The sequence below is a fragment of the Acidovorax sp. NN32 genome, assembly GCF_057597245.1.
Genome location: NZ_CP199679.1, coordinates 3,872,990 through 3,886,828 on the forward strand (window position 1 = coordinate 3,872,990; position 13,839 = coordinate 3,886,828).

The 13,839-nt window shown below is 65.0% G+C and carries 12 protein-coding genes; 11 read left to right on the forward strand and 1 reads right to left on the reverse strand.

The genetic code is table 11. The features are described 5' to 3' along the window. Positions 1-153 precede the first annotated feature (153 nt). The 6 genes from ACT89O_RS17855 (at position 154) to accD (ending at position 7,491) form a co-directional block, all read left to right on the forward strand. On the forward strand, positions 154-2,805 hold the full coding sequence (locus ACT89O_RS17855) for a motility hub landmark protein FimV (protein WP_487260748.1): 2,652 nt from the start codon (positions 154-156) through the stop codon (positions 2,803-2,805). Positions 2,806-2,857: 52 nt separating this feature from the next. After that, positions 2,858-3,676, forward strand: a complete 819-nt coding sequence (gene truA / locus ACT89O_RS17860; protein WP_487262881.1) for a tRNA pseudouridine(38-40) synthase TruA — start codon at positions 2,858-2,860, stop codon at positions 3,674-3,676. Then, positions 3,673-4,425, forward strand: a complete 753-nt coding sequence (locus ACT89O_RS17865) for a phosphoribosylanthranilate isomerase (protein ID WP_487260749.1) — start codon at positions 3,673-3,675, stop codon at positions 4,423-4,425. Before truA ends, ACT89O_RS17865 begins: the two co-directional genes overlap by 4 nt. Beyond that, on the forward strand, positions 4,403-5,686 hold the full coding sequence (gene trpB, locus ACT89O_RS17870; RefSeq protein WP_121505773.1) for a tryptophan synthase subunit beta: 1,284 nt from the start codon (positions 4,403-4,405) through the stop codon (positions 5,684-5,686). Before ACT89O_RS17865 ends, trpB begins: the two co-directional genes overlap by 23 nt. Then, complete coding sequence (trpA, locus tag ACT89O_RS17875) at positions 5,687-6,496, forward strand: tryptophan synthase subunit alpha (RefSeq protein WP_055399417.1); 810 nt, start codon at positions 5,687-5,689, stop codon at positions 6,494-6,496. 122 nt (positions 6,497-6,618) lie between these two features. Continuing rightward, on the forward strand, positions 6,619-7,491 hold the full coding sequence (gene accD / locus ACT89O_RS17880; protein ID WP_121505771.1) for an acetyl-CoA carboxylase, carboxyltransferase subunit beta: 873 nt from the start codon (positions 6,619-6,621) through the stop codon (positions 7,489-7,491). A gap of 273 nt (positions 7,492-7,764) precedes the next feature. On the opposite strand, the gene ACT89O_RS17885 is transcribed toward accD, so the two are convergent. Further along, complete coding sequence (locus ACT89O_RS17885) at positions 7,765-8,313, reverse strand: YggT family protein (RefSeq protein WP_218300561.1); 549 nt, start codon at positions 8,311-8,313, stop codon at positions 7,765-7,767. A gap of 79 nt (positions 8,314-8,392) precedes the next feature. On the opposite strand from ACT89O_RS17885, the gene ACT89O_RS17890 reads away from it, so the two are divergent. From ACT89O_RS17890 to ACT89O_RS17910, 5 genes are read left to right on the forward strand one after another with little or no spacing between them, the layout of a single operon-like run. Beyond that, complete coding sequence (locus ACT89O_RS17890; RefSeq protein ID WP_487260750.1) at positions 8,393-9,034, forward strand: LON peptidase substrate-binding domain-containing protein; 642 nt, start codon at positions 8,393-8,395, stop codon at positions 9,032-9,034. Positions 9,035-9,074: 40 nt separating this feature from the next. Then, positions 9,075-10,988: a polysaccharide biosynthesis protein gene (locus ACT89O_RS17895; protein WP_487260751.1), complete on the forward strand. Its 1,914-nt coding sequence runs from the start codon at positions 9,075-9,077 to the stop codon at positions 10,986-10,988. Further along, a complete protein-coding gene (locus ACT89O_RS17900) occupies positions 10,985-12,217 on the forward strand; it encodes a lipopolysaccharide biosynthesis protein (protein ID WP_008903935.1) in 1,233 nt (410 codons plus the stop codon). Before ACT89O_RS17895 ends, ACT89O_RS17900 begins: the two co-directional genes overlap by 4 nt. Continuing rightward, entirely contained in the window at positions 12,201-12,779 is a 579-nt protein-coding gene (locus ACT89O_RS17905; protein WP_487260752.1) for an acyltransferase, read from the forward strand. The genes ACT89O_RS17900 and ACT89O_RS17905 overlap by 17 nt, the downstream gene beginning before the upstream one ends. Before the next feature lies 1 nt (position 12,780). After that, positions 12,781-13,836: a glycosyltransferase gene (locus ACT89O_RS17910; RefSeq protein ID WP_487260753.1), complete on the forward strand. Its 1,056-nt coding sequence runs from the start codon at positions 12,781-12,783 to the stop codon at positions 13,834-13,836. Positions 13,837-13,839: the final 3 nt, after the last annotated feature.

Consider the following 13,839-nt stretch of genomic DNA (forward strand, 5'->3'; position numbering starts at 1 on the left):
TCAAAGCTTCGGAGCCACCTCAGCTTGTCAGTGCAAAACATTGATGCTATGGTGCTTTTTACATATTTTCACGCGCCGGGGCGGGACCAGACCATGAGAAAAAAAGCACCGCTCGACCGAGCCGCACAAAAACCTAATCAGTTGTTGGCAAACATGCATCGTTGGAAATTTTCTGTCCTGGCGGCTGCGGCCGTAGCGTCGGCTGGCTTTTACGCTGGCGACGCCTCGGCCCTGGCGTTGGGCCGCATCACCGTGCAGTCTGCCTTGGGCGAGCCTTTGCGCGCCGAAATTGACCTGCCCCAGATCACCCCCGCCGAAGCCGACACCCTGCGCGCTACGACGGCTACCCCGGAAGTTTTCCGCGCCCAGGGCATGGAATACACGCCCGCGATCAACAACCTGCAAATCCAGCTGCAGCGTCGCCCAGACGGCACCGCCGTGCTGCGTCTGACGAGTGATCGCCCGGTGAACGACCCCTTCCTTGATCTGGTGCTGGACGCCAACTGGGGCTCGGGCCGCATTGTGCGCAGCTACACCATGCTGTTTGACCCGCCAGCACTGCGCCGCGCAGCACCGAATGTGACGGCGTCCCCTCAGATCTCGGCACCTGCTGCCCCATCGGCGCCCGCCGTGCGCGCACCGGTCGCCCCGCGCGCCACCGAATCCTCTGCCGCTGCTGCACCGCCAGCACCACGCCCGGCAGCAGCAGCCCCTCGTCCAACCCCCGCAGACGGCGTCAAGGTGCAGGCCGGCGACACCGCTGGCCGCCTGGCGAATGCCTACCGCCCCGCCAGCGTGTCTCTGGATCAGATGCTGGTTGCCATGATGCGTGCGAACCCGGACGCATTCATTCAAGGCAATGTCAATCGCCTCAAAGCTGGCGCGGTACTGCAGATGCCCGATGAAGTTGCGGCGCAGGCAACCCCAGCCCCTGAGGCACGCCAGATCCTGGCAGCCCAGGCCAAGGATTTCAACGAATTCCGCCGCAAGCTGGCAGGTGCCGCACCGACCACGGCAGTGGCCGCTGCAGAGCGCTCTGCGTCAGGCACGGTGCAGACCCGCGTGGAGGACAAGAAACCTGCCACGACCGCACCCGACAAGCTGACGCTGTCCAAAGGCTCCGTGAAGGGCCAGAAGGCCGCCGAGGACCAGCTCGCCAAGGACAAGCAAGCCAGCGAGGCCGCCACACGGATGGCCGAACTGTCCAAGAACATTACCGACCTGAACAAGCTGGGCGCAGCATCGGCCGCTGCTGGCAGTGCCGCGCCTGCTGGCGGTGCCAGCGCCCCCGCTGGCGTGGCCGTGCAGGCCCCTGCAGTCCCCGCCACGCCTACAGCACCCGCCGCGCCTGAAACACCTGCGTCGGCCCCCGTGCCCCCAGCCAGTGCCCCAGCGGATGTTGCCGTTCCTGCCGAGGCGGCCTCCGAACCCGCCTCTGCACCGGCTCCCGTCGCATCCGCACCCGCAGCCCCCGTACGGATGCCTGCGCCAGCACCAGCCCCTGTTGAAGAGCCGAGTTTCCTGTCCGGCCTCATGGACGATCCGATCCTGCCCTTGGCCGGTGGTGGCCTGCTGGCCCTATTGCTGGGTTATGGCGCTTACCGTGTGGTGCAGCGTCGCCGCCAGAACGCTGGCGTAGACAGCTCGTTCCTGGAAAGCCGCATCCAGCCTGATTCATTCTTCGGTGCCAGCGGCGGACAGCGCGTGGATACCGCCAACAGCGAAATGACGACCGGCTCGTCCATGGCCTACTCCCCGAGCCAGCTCGATGCTGGCGGCGATGTGGATCCCGTGGCGGAGGCAGACGTTTATTTGGCCTATGGCCGCGACCTGCAGGCCGAGGAAATCCTGAAGGAAGCGATTCGCCACAATCCGGCCCGCGTGTCGGTCCATGTGAAGCTCGGCGAAATTTACGCCAAGCGCCAGGATCGCAAGGCACTGGAAGCGGTGGCAGGGGATGTGTTCAAGCTGACGCAGGGCGAAGGCCCGGACTGGAACCGCATTGCCGAACTCGGCCGCGACCTGGACCCCGAAAACCGCTTGTACCAGCCTGGCGGCCGCCCCGGCATGGCCGAGGACGAATCTCCATCGCTGCCCCCAGGTGGCTTCCCGAGCACCTTCACGGGCGGTGCTGGCAATGCGGCGGCCACAGCGGCACTCCCCCCCGATCTCGACCTGGATCTCGATCTGGACCTGCCAGATGACGCACTGACCGACGCTCCCTCGGTGGCACCAGCACCCCCAGGCGGGTTTGCAGCGGCTGCCGCTGCAGCAGCGGCCGCAGGTGGCACCCGTCGCACTACGGACGCCGATGCCAGCGATGAACCACAAACACTGCGCCCGGAACTGGATTTGCCAGAGCTGCCCTCCGCAACCGCACCAGCCTGGGGAGGTCAAGATACAGCCCCCGGCCCGATGATGGCCCCTCCGCCCGTCGCCAACCTCGACTTCCCGAGCGCTGACGATCTGAGCATGGCGCCATCTGGCCCCATCCCGCTGGCAGGTGACGCCAAGGATTCCGGCCCCATGGAATTTGATCTGGGCGAACTGTCTCTGGATCTGAACGCACCGTCCAAGCCCATGGCAGCCCCTGCGGCCAAGGCACCCGCTCCGGCACCCGAGTTCGTCGATGATGGCTCGGCTGCGGCGCAGGATGATCCGCTGGCCACCAAGCTGGCATTGGCCGAAGAGTTCAACGCCATTGGCGACACCGACGGTGCTCGCACGCTGATCGAAGAAGTGGTGGCCGAATCCAGCGGCGCCCTCAAGACCCGCGCCCAGCGTATGCTGGCCGAACTGGGCTGATGCAGCCGGGTTCTCTCACGGCGCGCTTTCCCCACCCCCAGGCCGCCCCATGATGCGGGTGGCGCTGGGTGTCAGCTACAACGGACAGGCCTACAGCGGCTGGCAAAGCCAGCTGTCGGGCAACACGATTCAGGACAAACTCGAAGCGGCCCTGGGCCGCTTTGCCACGCACCCTGTCAGCACTTTGTGCGCAGGCCGTACCGACGCAGGTGTGCATGGATTGATGCAGGTGGTGCACTTTGACACGCCGCTGAACCGCCCGCCCTCCTCCTGGGTACGGGGTACCAACACCTTTCTTCCTGCCGATATTGCCGTGCAATGGGCGCAGCCCGTGCCGGACGGCTTCCATGCCCGCGCCAGCGCGATCGCGCGGCGCTATGCCTATGTGCTGCTGCAGTCCCCCGTGCGGCCGAGTGTGGACGCCGGTCGCGTGGGCTGGGTTTTCCATCCGCTGGACCACCAAGCGATGCGGCAAGCTGCGGACTACCTGCTGGGCGAGCACGACTTCACCTCGTTTCGTGCGTCGGCGTGCCAGGCCAAGTCCCCCGTCAAGACCCTGCAGCGCATCGGCATTACGCGCCGGGGTCTGGGAGAACCACACCCGGAGCTGGGCTGGAGCCCCTGCTACTGGCGCTTTGAGTTCGAAGCCAATGCGTTTTTGCACCACATGATCCGCAACATCATGGGCTGCCTGATTGCCGTGGGCCAGGGCAACCAGCCTCCTGAATGGGTGGCGCAGGTGCTCGCCGCCAAATCCCGCGATGCGGCAGCGCCCACGTTTTCGCCGGATGGGCTGTTTTTTCAAGGCCCGGTCTATGACGCCGCCTGGGGCTTGCCCCAGCGCACGGCTGCGTATGATTGGTTGCCATGAACGCACAAGACATCTCCAAGCTGCCGCATGCACGCACCCGCATCAAAATCTGCGGCCTGACCCGCGAGCAGGACGTGGATGCCGCAGTGGCGGCAGGCGCCGATGCAGTGGGTTTCGTGCTGTATGCCCCCAGCCCGCGTGCGGTAACACCCGAACGCGCAGCACAACTGGCCAGACGCCTGCCGCCCTTTGTCACACCAGTTTTGCTGTTCGTGAACGAGCCCGCTACCGGTGTGATAGCTACCAGCGCTTTGATAGCAGGCGCTACGATCCAGTTTCACGGTGATGAATCTCCCCAGGATTGCCTGGCCGCCACCCACCAAGGCGCACGCCCCTACCTGCGAGCCGCCCGAATTCCCCTGGGCGACGGTGCGGCCAGCTTTGACCTCGTAAAATACGCCCACGATTACTCTCACGCCCAGGCCATCCTGCTCGACGCCCATGTCGAAGGTTTTGGCGGCAGCGGCAAGGCATTCAATTGGTCACTCCTTCCACCAAGCGTCAGCTCTCACCTCGTTTTGTCTGGTGGACTCACGCCTGCAAACGTGACCGATGGCATTTTGCAAGTCCGCCCGCGGGGTCTCTCGCTGGCGGTTGATGTCAGTTCCGGCGTCGAAGCCGATGGCCCCGATGGAAAGCCCATCAAGGGCATCAAAGACGCACTGAAGATCCAACGCTTCGTTGCCGCCGTGCGGGCGGCCGATGCACAACTTGCAAAGAATCCCCATGAATTCCTATCAGCAACCTGATACTTCCGGTCATTTCGGCCCCTACGGCGGCAGCTTCGTCAGCGAAACCCTGACCCACGCCATCCAGGAACTGCGCGAGGCCTACGCGCGCTACCAAAACGACCCCGATTTTCTGGCCGAGTTTCACTACGAACTCAAGCACTTCGTCGGTCGCCCATCACCCATCTACCACGCAGCCCGTACCAGCCGCGAAATGGGTGGCGCGCAGATCTACCTCAAACGTGAGGACCTGAACCACACCGGCGCTCACAAGATCAACAACGTGATTGGCCAGGCCATGCTGGCCAAGCGCATGGGCAAGCCCCGCGTGATTGCAGAAACGGGCGCAGGTCAGCACGGCGTGGCCACGGCCACCATCTGCGCGCGCTATGGCCTGGAATGCGTGGTGTACATGGGTGCAGAGGACGTCAAGCGCCAAAGCCCCAACGTGTACCGCATGAAACTGCTGGGCGCCACGGTGGTGCCCGTGGAATCGGGCAGCAAGACGCTGAAAGATGCGCTCAACGAGGCCATGCGCGACTGGGTGGCGAATGTGGACAACACCTTCTACATCATCGGCACGGTGGCAGGCCCACACCCCTACCCCATGATGGTGCGTGACTTCCAGAGCGTGATCGGCAAGGAGTGCATCGACCAGATGCCCGCCATGTTGGCCGAGCAAAAAGTGCTGGGCGACCAGCCCGATGCCGTGATCGCCTGCGTGGGTGGCGGCAGCAACGCCATGGGCATCTTCCACCCCTACATCCCGTTCGAGAAAACGCGCCTCATTGGCGTGGAAGCCGCAGGCGAAGGGCTGGAGTCGGGCAAACACTCGGCATCGCTGCAAAAGGGCAGCGCGGGCGTGCTGCACGGCAACCGCACCTTCATCCTGCAGGATGACAACGGCCAGATCACCGAAACCCACAGTATCAGCGCAGGTCTGGACTATCCGGGCGTGGGCCCGGAGCACGCCTGGTTGCAGGAAATCGGGCGTGCCGAATACGTCGGCATTACCGACAAGGAAGCTCTGGAAGCCTTCCACTACCTGTGCCGCACCGAGGGCATCATCCCCGCGCTCGAATCCAGCCATGCCGTGGCCTACGCCATGAAACTGGCCAAAACCATGCGCCCTGACCAATCGATCCTGGTCAACCTCTCGGGCCGTGGTGACAAGGACATTGGCACCGTTGCCGACCTGAGTGGCGCCGATTTTTACTGCCGACCCAGCTGCCAGGGACAGTCCGTCAAGGGCGGCGAGCAATCCATCAAGGTGGTGAAGTAAATGAGCCGTATTGCATCCACCTTCTCTGCCCTGCAAGCGCAGGGCCGCAAGGCACTGATTCCCTATGTGACCGCTGGTTTCCCGTTCGCCGACATCACCCCTGCACTCATGCACGGCATGGTGGAGGCCGGTGCCGACGTGATTGAGCTGGGCGTGCCCTTTTCCGACCCCATGGCCGATGGCCCGGTGATTCAAAAGGCGGGCGAAAAAGCCCTCAGCCTGGGCATTGGCATGGTGCAGGTGCTCGACCATGTGCGCGAGTTCCGCAAGCGCAACAGCACCACACCCGTGGTGCTGATGGGCTATGCCAACCCCGTGGAGCGCTACGACCAAAAGCACGGTGCAGGTGCCTTTGTGCGCGATGCGGCGGCCGCTGGCGTGGACGGCGTGCTCATCGTGGACTACCCACCCGAAGAGTGCGAGACCTTTGCCGCCAGCCTGCGTGAGCACGGCATGGACCTGATCTTCCTGCTGGCCCCCACCAGCACCGATGAGCGCATGGCCCAGGTGGCGCGCGTGGCCAGCGGCTACGTGTACTACGTGTCGCTCAAGGGCGTGACCGGCTCGGGCGCGCTGGACACCTCGGCCGTGGAGCAAATGCTGCCTCGCATCCGCCAGCATGTGACGATCCCCGTGGGTGTGGGCTTTGGCATTCGCGACGCCGCCACCGCCCAGGCGATTGGCAAGGTGGCCGACGCCGTGGTCATTGGCAGCCGCATCATCCAGCTGATTGAAGACCAAGAGCACGCCAAGGTGGTGCCAATCACGATCGACTTCCTGCGCGGCATCCGCAAGGCAATGGACGCGTAGACGCATAATGCAGCCCGGCGCGCCGCCCTCATCGGGGCACGGCGCGCCACAGATTCCACCCGGCCTGCCCCCTGCGGCGCCCCAGCGCCCCGGCAGGCCGAGCCACTGAAGAGGAGAACACCATGTCCTGGCTCGAAAAACTTCTGCCCTCCAAGATCCAGCAAACCGACCCCACCGAGCGCCGCCAGGTGCCTGAAGGGCTGTGGATCAAGTGCCCGAGCTGCGAAACGGTGCTCTACAAGGCCGATCTGGAGCAAAACCAGAACGTTTGCCCCCATTGCAGCCACCACCACCGCATTGGCGCGCGCGCGCGGCTGAACGCTTTTCTGGACGCCGAAGGCCGCTATGAAATCGGCCAGGAAGTGCTGCCTGTGGATGCCCTCAAGTTCAAGGACAGCCGCAAATACCCCGAGCGCCTGAAGGAAGCCCTGGAAAACACGGGTGAAACCGATGCCCTCATCGTCATCGGTGGGGCGGTCAAGAGCATCAACGTGGTGGCAGCGTGCTTTGAGTTCGACTTCATGGGCGGCTCGATGGGCTCCGTGGTGGGCGAGCGTTTTGTGCGCGGCGTGGAAACCGCCATCGAGCAGAAGGTGCCCTTCATCTGCTTTACCGCCACCGGCGGCGCACGCATGCAGGAAGGCCTGCTGTCCCTGATGCAGATGGCCAAGACCAACGCAGCGCTGACTCGCCTGGCCAAGAAGGGCCTGCCCTACATCAGCGTGCTGACCGACCCGACCATGGGCGGCGTGAGCGCAGGTTTTGCGTTTGTGGGCGACATCGTGATTGCCGAGCCCAAGGCCCTGATCGGCTTTGCCGGACCGCGTGTGATCGAATCCACAGTGCGCGTGACCCTGCCCGAAGGCTTCCAGCGCGCCGAATTCCTGCAAACCAAGGGCGCCGTGGACTTCATCTGCGATCGCCGTGAACTGCGCAACACCGTGGCCAGCAGTCTGGCCATGCTGCAGCGTTTGCCTGCTGACGCAGTGATGTAACACCACCGGGTGGGTGCGTGCGCAAAGCCTCGTGCTGAGGTGATGCGCCCGCCAAAGCCGCGAAAACACTATTATTTTGATAGCTGCTAGCGCTTTATGGATAAGCGCTAGGGGTCGATTTCACTGATATTTTGGTATCAGATATCTATTGCCGCGCATCATGCGCAGCCGCCGAAACCGGCGCGGCCCCAACCAGGGACGGCAAGCAAGGGCCGCCCCGCAGCGAGGCCGTCGTCCCCCTGGGGGGAAGGCGCCAAAGGCGACTCAGGGGGGCTACTTCATTACGCTGGCCTGTAAATGGCCCAGCACAATCATCGCCACCTGCAGCAACACCAGCACGGCCAGCGGCGACAGGTCGATACCGCCCACCAGCGGGATGATGCGGCGAAACGGCCGCAGGATGGGCTCGCACAGCCGGGCAATCACATCGGCCAGGGGTGACCGCGCCTGCACCCACGACATCACGGCATAGACGATCAACAAGCCAATCAGCCCCGACACCGCCACCCGCGCGAGGCCAAACAATGCCAGCCACGGCAGCCAGGCCCATGCCGAGGCGGCGCCCAGCAGCAGGGTCAGCATAAAGTACTGCGCCAGCTGCAGCAACACGGCTGCCACCAGGCTCGACACATCCCAGCGCCCCACCGGCGGGATCACGCGGCGCAGCGGCATGATGAGCCAGTCCGTCAGCGCAAAAACCAGCCCGCCGACGGGGTTGGAAAACGGCACGCGCTGCCACTGCATATACAGCCGCAACAGGCATGCCCCGGTGAGCAGGCCACCAACAACGTCGAGCAGGAAAGAGGCGATCTGGTAGAGCATGGATGAGACAAAAATAAGGGGCCGCCGCGAAAGCAGGCTGCGCCATGGGATGATAGCGAGCCAAGGTATCCCCCCTTTCATGACACAACCCCTCACCCTGTCATCCTTGCCCCTTTTCCCTCTGGGCTCCGTGCTGTTCCCAGGTGGTCTGCTGGCCCTGCGCGTGTTCGAAGTGCGCTACCTGGACATGGTGCGCAAGTGCCATCAGGCGGGCGCCCCCTTTGGCGTGGTCGCCCTCACGCAAGGCCGCGAAGTGCGCCAGGCGGGCGCGCCTGAAGAACAGTTCAACGATGTGGGCACCCTGGCCGTCATCGAGCAGATCGACACCCCGCAGCCTGGCCTGATCACACTGCTGTGCCGTGGCAGCCAGCGCTTTCGCATCACCCAGCGCAGCCACCTGCCCCATGGCCTGTGGATCGCCGATGTGGGGCACATCGACCCGGATCTGACAGTGCCGATCCCGCAAGACCTGAGAAAGGCATCGACAGCCCTCGCCCAGGTGCTGCACACACTGAAGCAGCGTGACCCCGACACTCCGACTGCGATTGTCCCCACGGCAGCCCAGCTGGACGACTGCGGATGGGTGGCCAACCGCTGGTGCGAGCTTTTGCCCGTGCCCCTGGAACTCAAGCAGCGCCTGATGGAGCTGGACAACCCGCTGGTGCGGCTGGAACTGGTGGGCGATGTGCTGGAGCGGACCGGAATTGCCCCCACACAATGAGCCGCCGAATCGCTACTGCCCCCTCTTCTTCTCATAGCCCATGCTGAACCGCATCCTGGGCTGGTCGCGCGCAGCCAAGCGCATGGTGGTGGTGGCCATGGACATCTGTCTGGGTGTCATCGCGATGTGGCTGGCCTTCACGCTGAGGCTGGAGACGCCCCACTGGCCCTCAGGCATGCAGTGGCTTGCGTATGCGCTGGCGCCCGCCCTTGCGTTTCCGATTTTTGCCAAGCTGGGGTTGTACCGCGCCATCTTCCGCTACACGGGGATCACGGCGCTCATCACCACGGGCAAGGCCGTGGCCATCTACGGCGCGCTTTTGCTGGGCTGCCTGCTGGCGGCTCAGTGGGAGGGCGTACCCCGCAGCGTCGGCATCCTCCAGCCCCTGCTGTTCATGCTGCTGGTCGGTGCCAGCCGCGCACTGGGCTGGCTGGCGCTGGCGGGGCGCAGCAGCCATGCGCCGTACCGCCTGCTGATCTACGGCGCTGGCAGTGCGGGCGCACAGACGGCTGCAGGGCTGGGCAGCATGCGCCAGTACCTGCTCAAGGGGTTTGTGGACGACGATGCCAGCAAGATCGGGCGCAGCATCAACGGCGTACGTGTGCACGCCTCCAACGCGCTGCCCGAGGTGGTACGCCGCCTTGGCATCACCGACGTGCTGCTGGCGCTGCCCAGCACCACGCGCGAGCGACGGCGGCAGATCATCGAAAGCCTGCGCGAGTTGCCCGTGCGGATCCGCACGCTGCCAGGCCTGTCTGACCTGGCCAGCGGCCGGGTGACCGTCACGGACTTCCAGGACCTTGAAATCGAAGACCTGCTGGGCCGGGAGCCAGTGGCGCCGGACCCAGGTCTGCTGGGGCGCAATCTGGCGGGCACGGTGGTCCTGGTGACCGGAGCGGGCGGCAGCATTGGCAGCGAACTGTGCCGGCAGATCGTGCGCGAAGGGCCGCGCCAGTTGCTGCTGGTGGACCATAGCGAATACGCGCTGTACTCCATCCACCACGAATTGGCGGCGCTGGTGCACCAGGGCGAGCATGCATGTGCGCTGGTGCCCCTGCTCGCCAGCGTCACCCACAAGGCGCGCATGGCAGACATCTGCCGACAATACCGGCCCACATCCATCTACCATGCGGCCGCCTACAAGCACGTGCCCATGGTGGAGGCCAACGCGGGCGAAGGTATTTTGAACAACGTGTTTGGCACCTTGAACATGGTGCAGGTGGCGCTGGAGTGCGGTGCCAACCATTTCGTGCTGATTTCCACCGACAAGGCCGTGCGCCCGACCAACATCATGGGCGCCACCAAACGTGTGGCAGAGATGGTGCTGCAAGCAATTGCAGCGTCGCCCCGAGCGCCTTTCCCGCAGCTTGCCGACAGCTCACCCGCCTGGACTTGCCCCACCCGCCTGTCGATGGTGCGCTTTGGCAATGTACTGGGTTCCAGTGGCAGCGTGATACCGCTGTTTCGCAAGCAGATCGCGGCCGGTGGCCCCCTTACCGTGACGCACCCGAACGTCACGCGCTACTTCATGACCATTGCCGAAGCCGCCCAGCTGGTACTGCAGGCAGGGGCGATGGCCGAGGGCGGCGACGTGTTCCTGCTGGACATGGGCGAGCCGCTGCAGATCCTGGAGCTGGCTGAGCGCATGGTGGCCCTGTCGGGATTGACGGTGCGCGACGATCTGCACCCCGAAGGAGACATCGAAATCGTTTTCACCGGACTGCGCCCGGGTGAAAAACTGTTCGAGGAACTGCTGATTGGGGACAATCCCTTCCCCACCGACCACCCCCGCATCCTGCGGGCGCGTGAAGAATACCGCCCATGGGAGGAGCTGCAGACCTTGCTCCAGGCATTGCAGAAGGCAGCCCAAGCGGGCGACCCCATCGCCATGACCGCTCTGCTGCGACAGCTGGTGCCTGGCTACCACCCCGAAACGCAACCCGTACTGCCATGAAGTCGGGACTTGTACGGGCAACGCTGACCCTGCTCACGGGCAGCGTTGCAGCCCACGCCATCCCGCTGGTGCTGGGCCCCGCACTCACACGCCTCTACAGCCCTGAGGACTTCGGACAGTTTGCACTGCTGTGGGCGCTGGCCACCAACCTGGCGGTGGTGGGCTGTGCGCGCTATGAATTCGCACTCCCCCTCGAAAGCACCGAGCCGCGCGCCGCCCAGCTCATGGCGCTGTGCGCTCGCATCTTGCTCGCTGTCACCACGGCATCTGCTGCAGCCGCAGCCGTGCTTCTGCTGTGGCGCGGCATGCCGATGGTGTGGGCGCTGCCATTGGCGGTGTTCGCAGGCGGCGCTGTGCAATGGCTCACCCTGTGGGCAACTCGGTCCCAGCGCTTTGGTCTGCTGTCGGCGGCCAGGCTGCTGCAACAAGGCGGTGGCGCCATCCTGCAATTGCTGTTCGGATTCATGAAGACCGGCCCGCTGGGTCTGGTGCTGGGCGCCACATTGGCCAGCCTGGGCGCGGCATGGATGCTGGCCAGGCCTGCCCCTGCGGGTGGCTGGGTGGGTCTGTGGCGCCAGCCGTTGGCCACACTCCGGTCCATGGCCCAACAGCACCGGGACTTTCCGTTGCTCAACACACCCCACGCTTTCATGGGGGCGCTGCAGGACACCCTGACTCTGGTGCTGGTGGCGGCCTGGACCGGAGATGCCGCAGCGGGGTTCTGGGCGCTGGCGCTGCGCTACCTCAAGGCCCCTGCGACCCTCATCGGCGGGGCCTTGTCGCAAACCTTGTACCCCCGCCTTCTGAAGGCGCAGAGCCCCAACGAAGCGCGCACCCTGGTGCGCCAGGCCATGATGGGGCTGGCCGCCCTGGCCTGCCCGCTGGCGGCAGTGCTGCTTGCCTGGGGCCCGGACATCTTTTCCCTGGCCTTTGGCGACCAATGGGCGCAGACCGGGGAACTGGCCCGGGCCATTGCGCCGTACATCGCCGTGCATTTCATGGCATCGCCCCTCGCGGTGGTCACCATGGCCTGGGGCGCGCAGGCCTGGGCGCTGCGCCTGGCGTTGGTTGGACAATGCCTGTTTTTCGCGGGCCTGCTGCTGGGCCTCCATCTGGGCGGGCTGACCGGTGCCGGATGGGGGGTGTCAGCGAGCATGCTGGCCTACTTTGCCTACTATTTCTGGGCGTTGGCAAACTGGAAGGACATCCCCCATGAGAGCCGTGCTTAACCGCTGGCGCCGCCGCCTCTGGCAGGCGCTGTTCTACCGCATGGTGTTCGGGGAAAGCGACCACCTGGGCCGCAGCCTGCCCCACACCCGCATTGCCCCCAGCACCTGCATCGAAGGCGCCGAGGGGCTGCGGCTTTCCGACCACGTGTTCATAGGGCAATTCAACTTCATCGACGCCACGGCAGGCCTGCAGATTGGGCAAGGGGTGCAGATCACCAACTTCGTCAGCATCGTCACCCACAGCTCCCACCGCGCCATTCGCCTCCTGGGCAGCAGCTACGCAGTCCACGAGGGCCCCAAGCCTGGCTACATCAGCGCGCCCGTGGAGATCGGCGCCTACACCTTCATCGGCCCCCACAGCCTGATCGAAGCGGGTACACGCATCGGCAAGGGGGTGGTGGTGTGCGCCTACGCGCAGGTGCGCGGCGAAGTGCCCGACTTCGCCATCATGGCAGGGGCCCCCGCGCGCCAGATTGGCGATGTGCGCGAGCAGGATGAGCGCCTGCTGTTGCAGCATCCGGAACTGCGCCCACACTACGAATCCTGGACACGGGCAAGCTGACATGGCCACACACCTGTGCCTGCTGGGCGATGCCACCAGCCCCCATGTCCAGCGGTGGGCGCGGGAGATGCTCCAGCGTGGCTACCGCGTTTCGCTGATCACGGCCCGCCCCGCGTCCATCGATGGCGTCACGGTGCGGGCCATCCGGCCTGTGCACCGATCACTGGACTGGCTGTTCCGTGTACGGGAAACGAGGCGCCACGTGGCCGAGCTGGCCCCCGACCTCCTGCATGCCCATTACGTCACCTCCTACGGCTATCTGGCCGCACGTTGCGGCAAACATCCGCTGGTGATGACCGCCTGGGGCAGCGACCTGTTGGTGACCCCAGGCAAAAGCGCCTGGATGCGCTGGCTGACCGGCTGGATACTGCGCCAGGCTGACCTCATCACGGGCGACTCCGCCAGCCTGATGAGCGCAGTGGCCCAATTCCAACCCCACTGCATGACCGAGGAAATCCATTGGGGTGTGGAACTGCAGCGCTTCCACCCCGTTCCCTGGAGTCACAAGCAAGGCAGCCAGCTGGTGAGCCTGCGCGCGTGGGAAACCAACTACAACATCGACACCATCATCGAAGCGTTCGCCCTGCTGCAGGCGCGATTGCCGTGCGCCGATCTGCGCTTGCACCTGCTCGGCGGAGGCAGTCTGGAAGGTGCCCTGCGCAGCCAGGTGCACACGGCGCAGCTGGACAACAAGGTGCAGTTCCACGGCCGACTCGATGACGCTGGCATGACCCGGGTACTGGGCGAAAGCAAGATATCTGTGTCGGTGCCCAGCAGCGATGCAACATCGGTCGCCATGCTGGAGAGCATGGCGTGTGGCCTCGCCGTGGTGGCCAGCGAACTGCAGGCTAACCGGCACTGGATCGACGCTCAGTGGCTGGTTGCAGCCGGAGATGCCACAGCGCTCGCCGCCCGGCTCGAAGCCCTGCTTGCCGATGACGCCATCGCGGAACAAGCCGGGCTGCAAAATGCTGCCCGCATAGCGCAAGACGGCGACCGCGCGGTGCAAATGAACCGCATGCACGCGCTGTACCAGCAACTGCTCCCTACCCCTTGACCC

What these genes read in the sequence shown, in the direction of transcription:
- ACT89O_RS17905 (WP_487260752.1), top strand. Translation starts at nt 12,201, where the DNA reads ATGAGAGCCGTGCTTAACCGCTGGCGCCGCCGCCTCTGGCAGGCGCTG.
- ACT89O_RS17855 (WP_487260748.1), top strand. Translation starts at nt 154, where the DNA reads ATGCATCGTTGGAAATTTTCTGTCCTGGCGGCTGCGGCCGTAGCGTCG.
- ACT89O_RS17865 (WP_487260749.1), top strand. Translation starts at nt 3,673, where the DNA reads ATGAACGCACAAGACATCTCCAAGCTGCCGCATGCACGCACCCGCATC.
- ACT89O_RS17895 (WP_487260751.1), top strand. Translation starts at nt 9,075, where the DNA reads ATGCTGAACCGCATCCTGGGCTGGTCGCGCGCAGCCAAGCGCATGGTG.
- trpA (WP_055399417.1), top strand. Translation starts at nt 5,687, where the DNA reads ATGAGCCGTATTGCATCCACCTTCTCTGCCCTGCAAGCGCAGGGCCGC.
- accD (WP_121505771.1), top strand. Translation starts at nt 6,619, where the DNA reads ATGTCCTGGCTCGAAAAACTTCTGCCCTCCAAGATCCAGCAAACCGAC.
- truA (WP_487262881.1), top strand. Translation starts at nt 2,858, where the DNA reads ATGCGGGTGGCGCTGGGTGTCAGCTACAACGGACAGGCCTACAGCGGC.
- ACT89O_RS17900 (WP_008903935.1), top strand. Translation starts at nt 10,985, where the DNA reads ATGAAGTCGGGACTTGTACGGGCAACGCTGACCCTGCTCACGGGCAGC.
- ACT89O_RS17885 (WP_218300561.1), bottom strand. Translation starts at nt 8,313, where the DNA reads ATGCTCTACCAGATCGCCTCTTTCCTGCTCGACGTTGTTGGTGGCCTG.
- trpB (WP_121505773.1), top strand. Translation starts at nt 4,403, where the DNA reads ATGAATTCCTATCAGCAACCTGATACTTCCGGTCATTTCGGCCCCTAC.
- ACT89O_RS17910 (WP_487260753.1), top strand. Translation starts at nt 12,781, where the DNA reads ATGGCCACACACCTGTGCCTGCTGGGCGATGCCACCAGCCCCCATGTC.
- ACT89O_RS17890 (WP_487260750.1), top strand. Translation starts at nt 8,393, where the DNA reads ATGACACAACCCCTCACCCTGTCATCCTTGCCCCTTTTCCCTCTGGGC.